This is a genomic window from Candidatus Accumulibacter aalborgensis, assembly GCF_900089955.1.
GTDB classification, from domain to species: Bacteria; Pseudomonadota; Gammaproteobacteria; order Burkholderiales; family Rhodocyclaceae; genus Accumulibacter; species Accumulibacter aalborgensis.
The window spans coordinates 48,974-63,688 of record NZ_FLQX01000107.1 but is presented as its reverse complement, the minus strand read 5'-3'; the positions used below and the strand labels follow the sequence as shown (position 1 = coordinate 63,688).

General features: G+C 61.4%; 16 protein-coding genes. 8 read left to right on the top strand and 8 right to left on the bottom strand.

Going from position 1 to position 14,715, the window contains the following annotated elements; translation table 11 throughout:
- Positions 1 to 126 precede the first annotated feature (126 nt).
- Entirely contained in the window at positions 127 to 345 is a 219-nt protein-coding gene (locus ACCAA_RS09935; RefSeq protein WP_186407090.1) for a hypothetical protein, read from the top strand.
- 25 nt (positions 346 to 370) lie between these two features.
- Here the strand turns inward: ACCAA_RS09935 and ACCAA_RS09930 are convergent, their stop codons facing one another.
- The 7 genes from ACCAA_RS09930 to ACCAA_RS09900 form a co-directional block, all read right to left on the bottom strand.
- Positions 371 to 772, bottom strand: a complete 402-nt coding sequence (locus tag ACCAA_RS09930) for an LEA/WHy family protein (RefSeq protein WP_186407089.1) — start codon at positions 770 to 772, stop codon at positions 371 to 373.
- Between the two features lie 89 nt (positions 773 to 861).
- Entirely contained in the window at positions 862 to 1,737 is an 876-nt protein-coding gene (locus ACCAA_RS09925) for an NAD(P)-dependent oxidoreductase (protein ID WP_186407129.1), read from the bottom strand.
- Positions 1,737 to 2,621: a 2-hydroxy-3-oxopropionate reductase gene (locus tag ACCAA_RS09920; protein ID WP_186407088.1), complete on the bottom strand. Its 885-nt coding sequence runs from the start codon at positions 2,619 to 2,621 to the stop codon at positions 1,737 to 1,739. Before ACCAA_RS09920 ends, ACCAA_RS09925 begins: the two co-directional genes overlap by 1 nt.
- 72 nt (positions 2,622 to 2,693) lie before the next feature.
- The gene (locus ACCAA_RS09915; RefSeq protein WP_186407087.1) at positions 2,694 to 3,107 is read right to left on the bottom strand and encodes a secondary thiamine-phosphate synthase enzyme YjbQ; all 414 of its coding nucleotides are present in this window, start codon (positions 3,105 to 3,107) and stop codon (positions 2,694 to 2,696) included.
- Positions 3,108 to 3,128: 21 nt separating this feature from the next.
- Entirely contained in the window at positions 3,129 to 3,668 is a 540-nt protein-coding gene (locus tag ACCAA_RS09910; protein WP_186407086.1) for a DUF924 family protein, read from the bottom strand.
- A 55-nt stretch (positions 3,669 to 3,723) separates the two neighbouring features.
- Entirely contained in the window at positions 3,724 to 4,146 is a 423-nt protein-coding gene (gene arfB / locus ACCAA_RS09905) for an alternative ribosome rescue aminoacyl-tRNA hydrolase ArfB (RefSeq protein ID WP_186407085.1), read from the bottom strand.
- 3 nt (positions 4,147 to 4,149) lie between these two features.
- Complete coding sequence (locus ACCAA_RS09900) at positions 4,150 to 4,731, bottom strand: DUF1415 domain-containing protein (protein WP_186407084.1); 582 nt, start codon at positions 4,729 to 4,731, stop codon at positions 4,150 to 4,152.
- 270 nt (positions 4,732 to 5,001) lie between these two features.
- On the opposite strand from ACCAA_RS09900, the gene ACCAA_RS09895 reads away from it, so the two are divergent.
- The 7 genes from ACCAA_RS09895 to ACCAA_RS09865 all read left to right on the top strand — a co-directional run bounded on the left by ACCAA_RS09895 (position 5,002) and on the right by ACCAA_RS09865 (position 11,308).
- Positions 5,002 to 5,625 (top strand): 3'-5' exonuclease, encoded by a 624-nt coding sequence (locus tag ACCAA_RS09895; protein WP_186407083.1) that lies wholly within the window; start codon positions 5,002 to 5,004, stop codon positions 5,623 to 5,625.
- 16 nt (positions 5,626 to 5,641) lie between these two features.
- Positions 5,642 to 6,775 carry an NAD(P)/FAD-dependent oxidoreductase gene (locus ACCAA_RS09890; RefSeq protein WP_186407128.1) on the top strand — a complete coding sequence of 378 codons (1,134 nt, stop codon included), beginning with the start codon at positions 5,642 to 5,644 and terminating at the stop codon, positions 6,773 to 6,775.
- Positions 6,776 to 6,778: 3 nt separating this feature from the next.
- Entirely contained in the window at positions 6,779 to 7,279 is a 501-nt protein-coding gene (locus ACCAA_RS09885) for a putative toxin-antitoxin system toxin component, PIN family (RefSeq protein WP_186407082.1), read from the top strand.
- A gap of 20 nt (positions 7,280 to 7,299) precedes the next feature.
- Complete coding sequence (locus tag ACCAA_RS09880) at positions 7,300 to 9,525, top strand: PAS domain S-box protein (RefSeq protein WP_186407081.1); 2,226 nt, start codon at positions 7,300 to 7,302, stop codon at positions 9,523 to 9,525.
- A gap of 116 nt (positions 9,526 to 9,641) precedes the next feature.
- Entirely contained in the window at positions 9,642 to 10,247 is a 606-nt protein-coding gene (locus ACCAA_RS09875) for an SCO family protein (RefSeq protein WP_186407080.1), read from the top strand.
- Positions 10,248 to 10,297: 50 nt separating this feature from the next.
- Entirely contained in the window at positions 10,298 to 10,720 is a 423-nt protein-coding gene (locus ACCAA_RS09870) for a DUF1318 domain-containing protein (RefSeq protein ID WP_186407079.1), read from the top strand.
- Between the two features lie 111 nt (positions 10,721 to 10,831).
- Positions 10,832 to 11,308 (top strand): copper chaperone PCu(A)C, encoded by a 477-nt coding sequence (locus ACCAA_RS09865; RefSeq protein ID WP_186407078.1) that lies wholly within the window; start codon positions 10,832 to 10,834, stop codon positions 11,306 to 11,308.
- Positions 11,309 to 11,663: 355 nt separating this feature from the next.
- On the opposite strand, the gene ACCAA_RS09860 is transcribed toward ACCAA_RS09865, so the two are convergent.
- On the bottom strand, positions 11,664 to 14,345 hold the full coding sequence (locus ACCAA_RS09860; protein ID WP_186407077.1) for a P-loop NTPase family protein: 2,682 nt from the start codon (positions 14,343 to 14,345) through the stop codon (positions 11,664 to 11,666).
- Positions 14,346 to 14,715 lie beyond the last annotated feature (370 nt).

Below are 14,715 nucleotides of genomic sequence, written 5' to 3'. Positions count from 1 at the left end.
GGGTGCCATAGCCGTGAGAAGTCAGCCACCGCTGCACCGCCGGTCGGTTGGCATGATGCGCACGCTGGACAGGCGTTTCGGCGCCAGTTGCCGTGTCGTCGATCGAGTGATTTCAAGGAGTAAGTGATGCGTCCGCAAAGAGGACCAGACCGCCGCCAGAATCAACTTGGGCGACCTGCTGGACTGCCTGAACGCCGCTGCGGCGCTGACCGCCGCAGTCTCCAGCTCACCGAGGAATCGATCGCTGCCGTCGAAGCTCGCCTGGCCACGCTTCGGCGTGGCCAGGGCGACAGCAGGGAAGATGATGCCTCAGGGTGGGACAAGCTGATCATTCCCGTCAGATAGGTGCCGGCAGCGCCGGAAAGCCGCGTCAGGTTCGTTCCGATCCCGGCGGTGGCAATGCCTTTCTGGGCGCCAGGTCGATCGCCGGTATCGGCAAATCGCCGCGCCGTTCGAAGGGCATGCTGCCGACGCCGACGAGGCTGACACAACCGACAATCCGGTAGTCGACGCGATCACGGTCAGCGTTCCGCAACTCGCGAAGCTGTTTCAGCGCGTTACCCAGAGAAGCGCTGGCCGTCACCTCGAGCACCGCTTCACCAAAACGTGGCACAGTCACGGCCTTGTCCGACAATCCGGTGAGGAACGGCTGTCCGTTGAGTTCGATGGCGAAGCTCAGACCGCTGATCGGCAACTCGACGTCATTGGGATTCTTGATCCGCAACTGCAGCGCGAAGCGTTGTTCGAAAAACCCGAGCTGAAGCAGCTTCAAGCCGGCCACGCTGACTTCGGGCTTCTGTGCCAGGCCGCTGAGGCCCGCGCAAGCGCTCAGCAAGACGGCAAGAACGATGGCCAGCGTTTTTATCGGCCGCTCCCGACCGATTCCAGAATACGCAACAGCACTGCCGTGTCCAAGTGTCCCCAGCCCTTCGCCATCAGCGCGTTGAGCTGTTGGCAGACCGCTGCTGAGACCGGCAGCGGAACGCCGAGGCGATGGGCTTCGGCGAGAACGACGGCGTAATCCTTGTCGTGCAGACGCGCTTCGACGCCAGCGGCAAAGTTTCGCTCGACCATTCTCGCGCCCATCACTTCCAGCGCCCGGCTACCGGCCGAACCGCCGGCGAGCGCCTGGCGCACCCTGGCCGGATCGGCCCCGGCGGCGCGGCCAAAGTGCAGCGCCTCGGCGACGGCCTGGATCGCGCCGACCATGACCATCTGATTGCACGCCTTTGCCACCTGCCCCGCGCCGTGGTCGCCGACATGGACGATCGTCTTGCCGAGAACCTCGAACAGCGGCCGCACGCGCTCGAGCACCGCCGCCGGGCCGCCGACCATGATCGCCAGCGTCGCGGCGATCGCCCCCTGCTCACCGCCGGAAACCGGGGCATCGAGCATCTCGATGCCCCGAGCGGACAGGCGCCGGGCGAGCGACCGCGCCTTTTCCGGGGCAATGGTGCTCATGTCGACCAGAATCGAACCGGCGGCAAAACCTTCGACCAGGCCGTCGGCCGCCAGCGCCACGTGTTCGACGTCAGCACCGCCGGTGACCATCGTGAACACCACTTCGGAACGCCGCGCGACATCGGCCGCCGTGGCGCAACGCACCGCGCCAGCCGCGAGCAGCGGCCCGCTGGCCTCGGGTCGGCGTGCCCAGACGGCCAACTGATTGCCGCTGCGCAGCAGGTGCAGCGCCATCGGCCGGCCCATCATTCCCAGGCCGATGAAACCGACGCGCATCATGACTCCGACTCGGCACCCGACAGCCGTTCGAGCAGCTTGAGAATGGCGATCGAGTCCTCCTCGCCTAGCCCCGACCCGACCATCGCGTTGTACATCTGCGCCGTCGCCGCCGATACCGGCAGGCACAGGCCCAGTTCGTGCGCGCTCTGCATGACGATGTTCATGTCCTTCTGATGCATCCAGGACTTGAAGCCCGGCTTGAAGTTGCGGTCGAGCATCCGCTGGCCGTGATTCTCGAGAATCTTGGAATAGGCGAAACCACCGAGCAGCGCCTCGCGGACGCGAGCCGGATCGACGCCGCTCCTGGCGGCAAAATTCAGCGCTTCGGCGACGGTCAGCACACCGACCCCGGTGACGATCTGGTTGGCCGCCTTGGCCACCTGCCCGGCGCCGGAATCGCCGACATGAACGATGTTCTTGCCCATGCAGGCGAAAGCCGGTCGCGCAGTCGCGAACGCAGCAGCCGTACCGCCGACCATGATCGATAGCGTACCGGCGATCGCCCCGACCTCACCGCCGGAAACCGGCGCATCGAGGAAGTCGATCCCCTTGGCCAGCAGGCGCGCGGCAAGGTCACGCGCCGCTGCCGGCCGAATGGTGCTCATATCGACAGCGACCAGCCCTTCCCTGGCAGCCGTCGCGACGCCCAGCTCGCCAAGCATCACCTGTTCGACGTCGGGTGCATCGGCGACCATCGAGACTACCACCTCCACCGCCTCGGCGACTGCGGCGGGACTGGCAGCGCCGCTCGCGCCAGCGGCGAGCAAGGGCTGCATCGATTCCTCCCGGCGTGCCCAGACGGTGACCTGGTGACCACCCTGCAGCAAGTTCAGCGCCATCGGGCGCCCCATGATCCCCAGACCGATAAATCCTATTTTCATTGACTTTCCTTTTGTAGTCGCCAGACGGTCAAGCAGCCGAGTCTAGCAAGCATGAACGCAACTAACGACCCTTCAGCCAATGACCGTGACGACGACCCGGCGCCGCTGGGACAACGTTCGGTGCTCCCAGAGATAGATTCCCTGCCAGGTACCGAGCAGCATGTCGCTGCCGCCGACAGGAATGGTCACCGAAGCACCGGCCAGAATGTTCCGTCCGTGCGCCGCCATGTCGTCATCGCCCTCATTGTCGTGCCGGTAGGCGGCGTCGCCATCGGGCGCCCATCTGGCGGCCAGCGTTTCGAGATCACGGCGCACCGAAGGGTCGGCGTTTTCGGTCAGCACGACCGAACAACTGGTGTGCTGGACGAAAACGTGGGCCAGCCCGACCTGGATTCCCGAAGCGCTGACGATCCGGGCCACGTTATGGGTGATCTCGATGGTCCCGCGACCGCGGGTGTTAACCTCGAAACTCTGCTGAAAGGCCATCTTTTTCTCCCTTGTCTGCGCCTAGAAGGCCGACCCCGGCGTCCGCAGGAATTCGAGCTCTGCCGGCGTTGAGGCGCGACCAAGAACGACGTTGCGGTGCGGATAACGCCCGAAACGCTCGATGATCGACTGGTGTTGCCGTTCGAAGGCGAGGTTGTCGGCCATGCCCGGCAGAGCGAAAAGCCTGACCGCAATGGAGTGTATTGCTGCCGATTCACTGTGCATATAGGGCAGGTACAGAAAAGCGCGACGCGGTGGCTCCAACGTGTGGTCCACTCCGGCAGCGACGGCTTCCTGAGCCAGTACCAGGGCCATGCCGTCGGCCGCGAACGCCTCGGGACGATGGCGATGAATGTTGCGTGAAAACTGGTCGAGGACAATGATCTCAGCCAGTCGTCCTTCGCCGCAGTCGCGCCACGCGTACAACTCGCAACGCATGGCTGCAGCATGCAGGGCACCGAACCGTGCTTCCACCAGGCGGTCGAAGGCATCCGATTTCGCCCACCACTGCGCCGGTGTCACCTCTCCGAACCAGAACCCGAGCACATCAGCGGGCGCCATCACGACGCCTCCGCCGGTGCACGGCAGTCGCTACGCATCGACAAACCCTCCTTGTTCATTGTTCGCTGCTCACCTTGGCGCGCAGCAGTTTCACGACGCCACGCTTGACCTTGCCCTCGACACGCCTGACTTGCGAACCGCGGGTTGGCCGCGTCGGCCGACGAGGTGCCGGCGTGAACGCCGCCCTGGCGATCATTTCGCGCAAGCGCGTGAGCGCATCGACGCGATTGCGCTCGAGGCTGCGGTGGGCCTGCGCCTTGATGATCACCACACCGTCAGCGCTGATCCGTTGATCGTGCAGGGTCAGCAAACGTTCCTTGATTACATCGGGCAGCGACGAGGCGCCGATGTCGAAGCGCAGATGAATCGCGTTCGACACCTTGTTGACGTTCTGCCCACCGGCGCCCTGCGCGCGAATGGCGATGAACTCGATTTCTTCCTCACGCAGCCCGATCGCTGGCGACACGGCAGAAATCATCGGCTACCCGTTCTCGCCAGGCGGCGCGCCTACATCCAGGTCCAGCCACCCCTCGCGGCCGAGATCCCTGAGCGTCTGCATGTTGCGCTCGTAGATTGCCGCGGCGTCGGGAAAAGCGGCCACCGCCCGGTCGAGGCTGGCTTCGCGCAGCAAATGCAGGGTCGGAAAAGGCGAGCGGTTGCTGCAGTTGGTGATGTCATCGGGTTCAGTATCGGCAAAGACGTAGTCCGGGTGGAAACTGGCGACCTGCAGCACGCCGTGCAAGCGCTGCATTCCCAGCACCACGTCGACGAGATCGAGAAAGTGCGTGAAGTCAGCGAACGAAGTCAGTACCCAGGGGTGGATCAGCAGCGTCGTATCGACTTCTTCCGGCGCAGCCGCCACGAGCCCCTGCAGCTCGCGTTCGAGGTCGACCAGCAAGGCATCGTCATTGCGCGCGTCGCTGACGACGTAGCGTATCTGCCCCTTCGCCTGAACGCCTTTGGCAAAGGGGCAGAGGTTGAGGCCGATCACGGCGCGTTCGAGCCAGTGGCGCGTCGCCGCGACGACCCGGTCGTCGCTTAGGCTGGGTATCGCTTGAGTCATGGTAAGCGTCTCGGAATCGGTTCCTCGTAAGGGAGTATAAGAGTCCCCACCAGGTAGCGTCAATCTCGCACTTGGCCCCGGGAGCCACTGCAGAGTCGGGAAGATTGTCAGGCACCACGCGATCGACACTCGTGGGGTTGCCGCGCGCTGCTTGCATGTGCTTCTCCCGCAAGCAGCGCGCGGCAAGCAATGAGGGATCGTTTTCGATCGCGGACTTTCCCTCAGCTCTCCTTCAGCAGGTGTAGACTTGTGGAAGGAACGGGAGGCAGTATGCATGAGCGGGTGATCATCGACTTTGAAACCACCGGACTGTCACCGCGGTTCGGCGACCGGGCCACCGAGGTCGCGGCGGTGGTCATCGACGAGACGGGAATCATCGACCGCTTCCAGAGCCTGATGAACGGCGGTCGCACCATTCCGCCCTTCATCCAGCAACTGACCGGCATCACCAACGCGATGATCCGCCAGGCGCCGAAAGCCGAGGTGGTGATGCACCAGTTGATCGTCTTCATCGCCGGCCGCCCCCTTGTCGCGCACAACGCTTCTTTCGATCATGGCTTCCTGGGCGCCGAACTCGACCGCATCGGCAAACCATGTCCCACCGAGCTGCTCTGTTCGATGAAAGTGGCCCGCCGGGTCTATCCGGAAGCGCCGAATCACCGGCTGGAAACTCTGGTCCGGCACGCCGGTATCCCGACTGCCGGCCAATACCACCGCGCACTGGCCGATGCCGAAGTGACCGCCCTGCTCTGGTTGCGCATGGAGCAAAAGCTCCAGAATGACTTCGGCCTGCCCGCGGTGCCGCTGGAACTCATGCGACGAATCCAGACCTCCCCCTGCAAGGCACTCGGCAAGTCCGTAGACAGCTTCAAACGACGCACCTGGCCCAGCTAGCCTCGGAGAGCCAATGATGGAGAGCGTGGCAGCGGCGGTCATCGGTGCCGGGGTGGTCGGCCTGGCCTGCGCACGCGCGCTCGCACGGCGCGGCATCGAGACGCTGATCCTCGAACGCAATGGCGCCTTCGGAAGCGAAACGAGTGCCCGCAACAGTGAAGTGATCCATGCCGGGATCTACTACCCGACCGGTTCCTTGAAGGCACGGCTGTGCGTTGCCGGCCGCGGCCAGCTCTACGACTTCTGCGCCACGCACGGCGTCAGCCACCGGCGCTGTGGCAAGTTGATCGTCGCCACGTCCAGCACGCAAACGGACAGACTCAGCGCGCTGCAGCGGCAGGGAGCGGCCAACGGCGTCGACGACCTGCGGCTGCTGAGCATCGCCGAGGTCCGCGCACAGGAACCCGAACTGCGCTGCGCCGCTGCCCTCCTCTCTCCGTCCACCGGCATCATCGACAGCCACGGACTGATGCTGGCGCTGCTCGGCGACGCAGAGCGCGCCGGCGCCGTGTTGGCGCTGCGCAGCCCGTTGTGCAGCGGATCGGTCGAGCAGTCCGGCCTGCTGCTCGCCAGCGGCGGCGCTGACCCTCTACGCTTGCGCGCGGCGATGATGATCAACGCTACCGGACTGTGGGCGCCGCAGGTCGCTGCCTCGCTGGCCGGATTCCCGACCGCGTTGATCCCGCAGAACTTCCACGCCAAAGGCAACTACTACGCACTCGCGGGACGTTCGCCGTTCGCACGGCTGATCTATCCGCTGCCCGAGGTCGGCGGCCTCGGCGTCCACCTGACGCTGGACCTCGGCGGCCAGGCGCGCTTCGGCCCGGATGTCGAGTGGTTGCCCGACCCAACGCCAGGGCGGCCGATCGGCGATCTCGACTATCGTGTCGACCCGGCGCGCGCCGACGCTTTCTACGCCGAGATTCGCCGCTACTGGCCGGGCTTGCCGGATGACGCGCTGGCGCCGGCCTACGCCGGTATCCGGCCAAAGATCAGCGGCCGCAGCGATCCGGCCGCCGATTTCGTCATCCAGGGGCCAAGGCAACACGGCATCGCCGGCCTGATCAACCTGTTCGGCATCGAATCGCCGGGGCTGACTTCGTGCCTGGCCATCGCCGATCACGTGGTCGCTGAACTCGAGCTCGGCTAACGCATGCGCGCGGTCCTCGACACCAACGTCGTCATCGACTTGCTGCACTTCGCCGACCCGCCGGCACAAGCGCTGCACAGGGCGATCCACTGCGGTGCTGTGCAGTGCTTTGCCGATCAGCCCTGCCTTGCCGAACTCGAGCGCGTTGCCGGCTACCCGCGCTTCGCTCTCGACACCAGTGCACAACAGTCGCTGCTCGCCGACTACCGCGGCTTCGTCACCTTGTGCGAGGCCGCCGGCGCAGAGAATTTCGCCTTGCCGCGCTGCCGCGACGCCGACGACCAGAAATTCCTGATTCTTGCGCGACGCTGCCGCGCCGACCTGCTGATCACGCGTGACCGATTGCTGCTGACCGTCACCCGACAGCGCAGCCTGCCGCTGCCCTTCGCGATCGTCACTGCGGCAGAGGCCGCGCCGCTGATCGCGGTCGCCAGAGATTGCCACCAGCGCCCGACTGCCCGCGCAGGCGAAAGACCCTTGGGCGGCGGCAGCGAAATGGATTAAGCTGACGATGGAGGTACCAGGTGAGCACCAAGGACAAATCCCCCGCCGAGCAGGCGCTGCGCTCGCAGGCTGAAGCCATCGTCCGGGAAACCGGTTTGGCGGGTCAGCGCGAGGCCATGTCGCTGGAAGCCATGCAGAAGGCGCTGCATGAACTGCGCGTGCACCAGATCGAGCTGCAGATGCAGAACGAGGAACTGCGCCGGATTGATGCCGCCAGGGAGCGCTATTGCGAACTTTACGACATGGCGCCGGTAGGCTATTGCACGCTCTCCGAGAAAGAAGTCATCCTGGAGGCCAACCTCACTGCCGCCACACTGCTGGGTGTGGTCCGAGAAGCTCTGCTCATGCAGCCCTTGTCCCGCTTCGTCTTCGGGGACGACCAGGTCATCTACTACTTTCACCGCAAGCGGCTCATCGAGGTCGCCGAAGCACAGGCCTGCGAATTGCGGATGGTGAAACGGGATGGCGCGATCTTTTGGGCGCGTATGGAAGCCACCATCGCGAGCAACGAAAGTGGCCATCCAGTCTTTCGTGTCATGCTCAGCGACATCAGCGATCGTAAGCAGGCCGAGGGCCGTCTGCAACTGGCCGCCTGCGTTTTCTCGCACGCCCGCGAAGGGATCATGATCACCACCGCCGACGGCACGATTGTCGACGTCAATCGTGCCTTCACCCGAATCACTGGCTACAGCCGCGACGAAGCCTTGGGCCGCAACTCGCGATTTCTCGCTTCCGACCGTCAGGATCAGGCCTTCTACGCGGCCATGCGGCACGATCTGATCGACGATGGTTACTGGTCCGGCGAAGTCTGGAACCGGCGCAAGGACGGCGAAGTGTACGTCGAGATGCAGACCATCAGCGCGGTGCCCGATGTGCAAGGCAATATCCGGCAGGTGGTGACCTTGTTCTCCGATATCACCGCGATCAAGCGGGCGGAAGAGTCTCTGGCCGCGAGCGAAGAATTGCGCCGACTCTTCATCGAGTACGCTCCCGCTGGTCTGGCGATGTTCGACCGCGACATGCGGTATTTGTACACCAGTAACCACTGGTTTGCCGACCACGGTCTCGACAAGCGTGATCTGCATGGCTTATCCCACTACGACGTTTTCCCGGAGATTCCGGAACAATGGAAGGAGTTTCATCGCCGAGGGCTGGCGGGCGAGGTATTGCGATCGGAAGGCGACCGTTTCGAAAGGCTTGACGGTTCCGTGAAGTGGGTGCGTTGGGAGATACGACCCTGGTACAACGCTCAGCGATCCATCGGCGGGATCATCATCTTCACCGAAGACATCACCGCGAACAAGAAAGCAGAGGAGGTTCTACGTGAACAGGAAGAGTCGTTCCGCCTGATCGCCGAGAACCTCAATGGCTTCGTCGCGATTCTCGACGCCGACGGGCGACGCCTGTACAACAGTCCGTCCTACGCGCGCCTGCTCGGTGAGCGGGAAATTGTCGGCAGCTCGTCTTTCGACGACATCCATCCGGCCGACCGTGAACGCGTCATCCGGGCCTTCCGCGAGGCCGTCGCGACGGGAATCGGCCAGCATCTCGAATATCGGTTTCTGATGGCCAACGGTAGCACCTGTCTGCTGGAATCGCGCAGCGGCATCGTCATGGACGACGAAGGCCGCACCAAACGCGTCGTCGTCGTCTCGCATGACATCACCGAGCGCCGGCGAGCCGACGAGAAAGTACAGCATCTGGCTTTCCATGACACCCTGACGCAACTGCCGAACCGCCTGACACTCCACGAGCGCCTGAACCACAGCATGGCGGCCAGCAAACGCAGTGGCTGCTATGGCGCGCTGATGTTCCTCGATCTGGATCACTTCAAGCCGCTGAATGATAGGCATGGGCATGAAGCGGGAGACTTGCTGTTGATTGATGTCGCAGCGCGACTGAAACGCTGTGTGCGTGAGACGGATACCGTCGCGCGCTTTGGTGGCGATGAGTTTGTGGTGCTGCTCAGCGAGTTGCACACCGATAAGGACGAGTCGACTTTACAGGTCAGGCGCATTGCCGAAAAAATCCGTCTCAGCTTGTCAGAACCTTATTCGATGATCGTCAAGCGCGATGGAATGGCAGACCACACCATCGACCATCATTGCACGGTCAGCATCGGTGTGAGCTTGTTTATCAGTGATGAAGTCAGCCCCGACAAGCTCTTGAAGTGGGCTGACGCGGCGATGTACCAGGCCAAAGAGGACGGGCGCAATCGGATTCGGTTTTGCCTCGAACTCGGCTGAGACATGCGCGCAGGCAAAATACCCTTGGGCGGCGGCGCCGGAATGGGGGACAATGAGCCACCTGCAGCAGCGCGGCAAGCCGCCAGCCCTTCGCTGGCAGCCGACCACCGGACACCATGAAACGCTTCCCTACCCTCTTCTCGACCTTTTTCTCGACGCTGATCGTGTGCATGACCGTGCTGTTGTTCGGCTGTTCCGAGCCGCCGGCCTTCACGTCGACCGACATTTCCGGTGCCGACTGGGGCAAGGACTTCTCGCTGACCGACGCCCAGGGTCAGCCGCGTCACCTGGCCGATTTCAAGGGCAAGGCAGTCGTCGTTTTCTTCGGTTATACCCAGTGTCCGGATGTCTGCCCGACGACGCTGGCGACGATGCGCGAAGTCCTCACCCGTCTCGGCGATGACGCCAGCCGCGTGCAGGTGATTTTTGTCACCCTCGATCCGGCGCGCGACACTTCGCAAGTGCTGGCTGCCTATGTCACGGCTTTTCACCCCAGCTTCATCGGACTGCGCGGCGACGACGCCACGACGGCGGCAGTGGCCAGGGAATTCAAGGTTTTCTACGCTAGGCAGGCCGGCACGACTGCGGGCAGCTACAGCATCGACCACACGACCGGCAGCTACGCCTTTGACCCGCAGGGGCGCTTGCGGCTGCTCATCCGCCACGGCGAAACGCCGGACCGTATCGCCGCTGATCTGAAGCTGTTGCTAGCCGGCAAATGATCCTGCCCACAGACGATCGTGGCAGCAAATGACCCTTCTGGACACCTGACATGAAACGCTTTCTCCTGCTGCTCGCCCTGCTTTCGCTGCCGGCCGCCGCCGCGCCGGCAAGCGACCAGATCAATCTCGATATCGGCACGCCGCCGGTAGTGGTGGTCAAACACAGCCTGGCGCAGCGCGCCTCGCGACTCGTCCGCTTTTACGAAGTAGGCATCATCGGTCTGGGCTACGATGGCATGGTCAAGCTGCGCGATGGCAGCCGGCTGACGCTGCCGCAGCGACAGATCGCCGAAAAGCTGATTGACAACGAGAACCCTGACCGCAACTCGCTGATCTACGCCCTCGCCGAAGGCCAGGGCGGCAAGGCCCTCGAGCCCGCCGCTCGGGAGGCACAGGTCAAGCGCTGGAAGGAGCAGTTCCATTCCGGCTGGTGGATCGAGGATGCCAAGGGCAACTGGAGCCAGAAACCCTGAGCGCTGCGCCAGGCGCGGCCGATCGTACGTCGTGCCTGCGACACCTTGCCGCAGCAGGAAGCGCAGGCACGCGCTTATAATCGCTTTCCCTGAACGAACAAGGAGTACGCCTTGAAAGGAATACGAACCCCGCTGGCCCTGGCAGCCATCGTCGCCGGCGTGTGGACGACGGCAGCGCTGGCCGCCGATGTCGAGGTCAAGGACGCCTGGGTGCGCGGCACGGTGGCCGGCCAGCAGGCCACCGGTGCCTTCATGGAGATCAGCAGCAAGTCGGGAGCGACGATCGTCGGCGCGGCCAGCTCGGCTGCCGCACTCACCGAAATGCACGAAATGAGGATGGCTGGCGACGTCATGCAAATGCGCCCCATTCCGCGCCTTGAAATCCCTGCCGGCAAACCTGTGCGGCTCGGACCCGGCGGCTACCACTTGATGCTCATCGACCTGAAACAGCCGCTGAAGAAAGGTGACTCGGTCCCCTTGACGCTGCAGGTCGAAGGCGCGGACAAGAAGATCGAAGCGATCACGGTCAAGGCCGACGTCCGCGACCTGACCGCGACCGCCTCTCCCGGCGGCGAACACAAGCACTGAGCGGCGCGAACGCGAATCCGCCAGCAGTTCACCAGTGCCGTTGGGGTGAGGTACGAACCCCAACACTCTCCCAACACTCTCGCCTCAATGCGGCGGGGACGGGTGTGGACAAATCGTCGCAAGGTTTCGCGCAAGGCGTCGATAGCCTCGACGAGGACGCTCGACTGGCGGTCGGCGAGCTAGACCGCGGGGAAGTACAGTGCGCCGGTGAGCTTGACCCGACGAAAAGCGCATCGCGAAATGATAGCGGATTGGTTGGCTGTTGGGGTTCCTGCGTCACCCCAACGTCCTGATCATATGATATCCAAGAGGCGAAGCCCTGGCTGACGCGTGCCGAAAGTAACAGGCAATGCAATCACTTGAGGTTGAGTTGCACATAGCTAACGTCTCCGAGTCTGAACTCCTCCCTCCACGTGGCCTGATACTGTGACCCTTGACGTTCTGCCCCGAGAGTGCCAGCAATAAAATCGACCCACTCCAAGCTGGTACAGTTGCCTTTATGCACTCGGCCGTACTGGACATTTTCCAGGGAGTTGGCCATTCGCTTGATGCTTCGTGCAGGCGCCTCGCTTGGCTCCAACATGGCGAAGGCTTTGAGGACCTCCTCGTCTATCTGGTTAACGTCCTTAAAAGCGTTGTTGATCATTTGTGCGCCTAAATACACCTGCTCCAGTTTCGCCTCGTTAATTACGTCGACTTTATTCCTTTCCCCAATTCGGTTTTCATTAAGTGACCGATAGTCGATCTTCGTGTACAAGGTCATTCGCTTTTCGAAGTCTGCCCGTTTTTCCGTTTGTACCCTATTCTCATTCTCACCCTTATTATCTCTGGTTCCGGCAAACATCCAGATGCATGGCTTCAGTTTCGTGTGTTGTCCATTCCTCGTGTATGTTCCCGCTTCCAACGGCGACAGGAACGCGCCGTAGACGGGGCTGCCGCCGAGTGTTGCATTGATTTCGTCAACGAAGACGAACACTGGTCCACTTTTCTCCGCCTGGGCGCTGGCCACCATATCGAACAGGTCAAGGAGTTCAGTGCGCTCGACCATTTGAGTAATATCACACTTCACAAGCGTACAGTTCGGAATGTTATCCGACAGTTTTTCTGCCAAGTAGCTCTTGCCGACGCCAGGGTCGGCCTCAAGGAGTATGCTCACGGATTGCAAAGCGTCATCCTGCTGAACGAATGAATTGATCTTTTGCCAAATGCGCCGGATAGCAGCACGCTTTTCCTTGATGCAGACGATATAGCCAGGTAAATCAGTCGATGCCCGCCACACGTCAAGATGTTTTGTGGCCTTGGTCGTCGTTCCGGCCAGGACGCTTGACTTGGGAGCGCGGGTCTCCGGCCCGCTTGCGGGCGGGAGACCCGCGCTCCCAGGGGTGGCCGGAACGATGACCAAGGCCTGTTTTGTCTTTGCTTCTTTATCTTGGTCATCAATGATACCAAAGTGATCAACTAACTTCGCACTCACCCAGTCCCGGTGTGTGACGGCCCAGGTGTCGAGTCTTCTAACATTTGTGGTGATTTTTGCCTTGCCTGAGCCGGTCGAGGTTGTCCCTAAACTCTTGGGCAACCTAACGCCGCTATGTTCGTGGGCGTTATTGGCCGCGCGTTCAACCATCTTCTGGCATGCTTCCTCGTCGCTCTCCCATTCCTCCTTAGCGGTCAACACCTCATGGGCAAGTGCCGCAAAGAAGGCACTCGTCCAGTTGATCTTCTCCAGATCGATGTTCTTTATCTTGTCCGACGGCTTGGCGCTAAAGCACCACTCACCGAGCACGACCACAACCTCCAAGCTGTCGGATGTCAGCACCAGATGGGTTACCTGCCGCTTGTTGCGCCTTTCCTTGGACCTTAGCGCATCGATGAGTTCGTAGGCATGTTCGACCAAGCGATCGTTGTCCGTCAGCAGGCGGTTGTTGGGATAGGAGCGAGAGGATATCTCCGGCCCGACGGCCAGCAGTTCGATCCGATCGAGGTTTCTCAACCACGCTGGCCATTCCATATTGTCTTCGCGATTGGCTTTATTGGCAGTCTCGCGAATCCGCTTATCCTTGGTGCGCACAAACCACCTGGCCGTTTCATTTTGGTCTTTAAGTTTGTCTTGGATGCATTTAACAAGATTGTCGTCAATGACGCCTTTTAAATGGTCATCAATGATCACCGCAAGGTTCTTCGGTTTAAGGTCCAAGAACTTCTCTACCTCTTTTTTGTACTTATCGGAATAAAGGGTAGTATTCTCGTTTAGAGCTGGCGCCGGCTCCCAATCAATCCGGTGCAGTTGCTTGAAGGTAACGGATTCGTACGCTCTGATGCAGCGAACAGTGCCATGCTTCGAACCAGCTGGTTCCAGATTGAAGAGTTTAGCATCGACGGGTCGCTGACATTTTTGGGGTGTCAGAGAAAAGGACGCCGCCGCAATCGTCGCGTCGCCGGTATGGCAGCCGGCGTGGAGAAAGTGCGGCAAGACAAGTGTATCATTATCATGCCAGCGGCCCAAGCCAAAAATGCGATATTCCTTCGTCAATAAGTTTTGCATGGCATTTTCGTTCTCTTCTGGGTATCCAAATATTTTTATATGATCATTTTCCAAGCGTTCAGATTCACCTATTCTACCTATTAATTTATTAAGATGCTCCATGGTGTGGAGACTACAACAGTCCTCACCTGGTCGTTTTTCATTATGGGCAGCGATTTGATCCATGAAGTCAGCAATCGGCTTCCGCAGCGTCTTTCGCTTGCTCTCGGCAAGGCCTGGTAGACGCTCTTGAAGTTTTGTTATCTCAGCGGTTGCGTTCGTTAAACCATCAACCTGGTATTCTCGAAGCTCATAGAGAACCCGCGAGATGAATCCGCCACCACAAAGATCTTTTACGACATCATTCTCTTCACTGACTATACGATAATGAAGAGGCTTCGCGTGCGAACTGACTCCGGAATGGTGCCGGGCCACGAACCAGTATTCATCAACGAACCAGTCACCAACAACCAGAATATCTCCGCGGTTGTTACAAGTCATTGGCTGATGGGACACGATATTTCTCCTTACTTTGGGTTTTGGAATTACGGACGAAAACAGCGACCGCCAGGTAGTGCAAAGGCAACGATATCAGTATAGCTGGCACTTCGGCCGGGGGTGCAGTCTTTGTGAATCGGCTGCAAGGAGTCTGCGGAAAGAGCCATCTGGCGGCCGGAAGTGCGCTTCGGATACCGTCTCTGATGATCTGCGCGACCCGATGCGTGGGGCGGCCGTGGCCGCAGTCGACGCCGCGACAGCAACGCGCAGCGCTTTGGGGTAACGAAGGAACAACCCCAACGTAATCCCTTCCTCGACCCGTTGAGGTTGGGGTTCGTTCCTCACCCCAACGGCACCTACGGGTTCCCGGCAAGCGGCACACCGATCG

Bases quoted from the DNA above. Each gene is read 5' to 3' on its own strand.
- ACCAA_RS09900 (WP_186407084.1), bottom strand. From the start codon at position 4,731: ATGACTCAAGCGATACCCAGCCTAAGCGACGACCGGGTCGTCGCGGCG.
- ACCAA_RS09870 (WP_186407079.1), top strand. From the start codon at position 10,298: ATGAAACGCTTTCTCCTGCTGCTCGCCCTGCTTTCGCTGCCGGCCGCC.
- ACCAA_RS09935 (WP_186407090.1), top strand. From the start codon at position 127: ATGCGTCCGCAAAGAGGACCAGACCGCCGCCAGAATCAACTTGGGCGA.
- ACCAA_RS09910 (WP_186407086.1), bottom strand. From the start codon at position 3,668: ATGGCGCCCGCTGATGTGCTCGGGTTCTGGTTCGGAGAGGTGACACCG.
- ACCAA_RS09925 (WP_186407129.1), bottom strand. From the start codon at position 1,737: ATGCGCGTCGGTTTCATCGGCCTGGGAATGATGGGCCGGCCGATGGCG.
- ACCAA_RS09890 (WP_186407128.1), top strand. From the start codon at position 5,642: ATGGAGAGCGTGGCAGCGGCGGTCATCGGTGCCGGGGTGGTCGGCCTG.
- ACCAA_RS09895 (WP_186407083.1), top strand. From the start codon at position 5,002: ATGCATGAGCGGGTGATCATCGACTTTGAAACCACCGGACTGTCACCG.
- ACCAA_RS09875 (WP_186407080.1), top strand. From the start codon at position 9,642: ATGAAACGCTTCCCTACCCTCTTCTCGACCTTTTTCTCGACGCTGATC.
- ACCAA_RS09920 (WP_186407088.1), bottom strand. From the start codon at position 2,621: ATGAAAATAGGATTTATCGGTCTGGGGATCATGGGGCGCCCGATGGCG.
- ACCAA_RS09915 (WP_186407087.1), bottom strand. From the start codon at position 3,107: ATGGCCTTTCAGCAGAGTTTCGAGGTTAACACCCGCGGTCGCGGGACC.
- arfB (WP_186407085.1), bottom strand. From the start codon at position 4,146: ATGATTTCTGCCGTGTCGCCAGCGATCGGGCTGCGTGAGGAAGAAATC.
- ACCAA_RS09885 (WP_186407082.1), top strand. From the start codon at position 6,779: ATGCGCGCGGTCCTCGACACCAACGTCGTCATCGACTTGCTGCACTTC.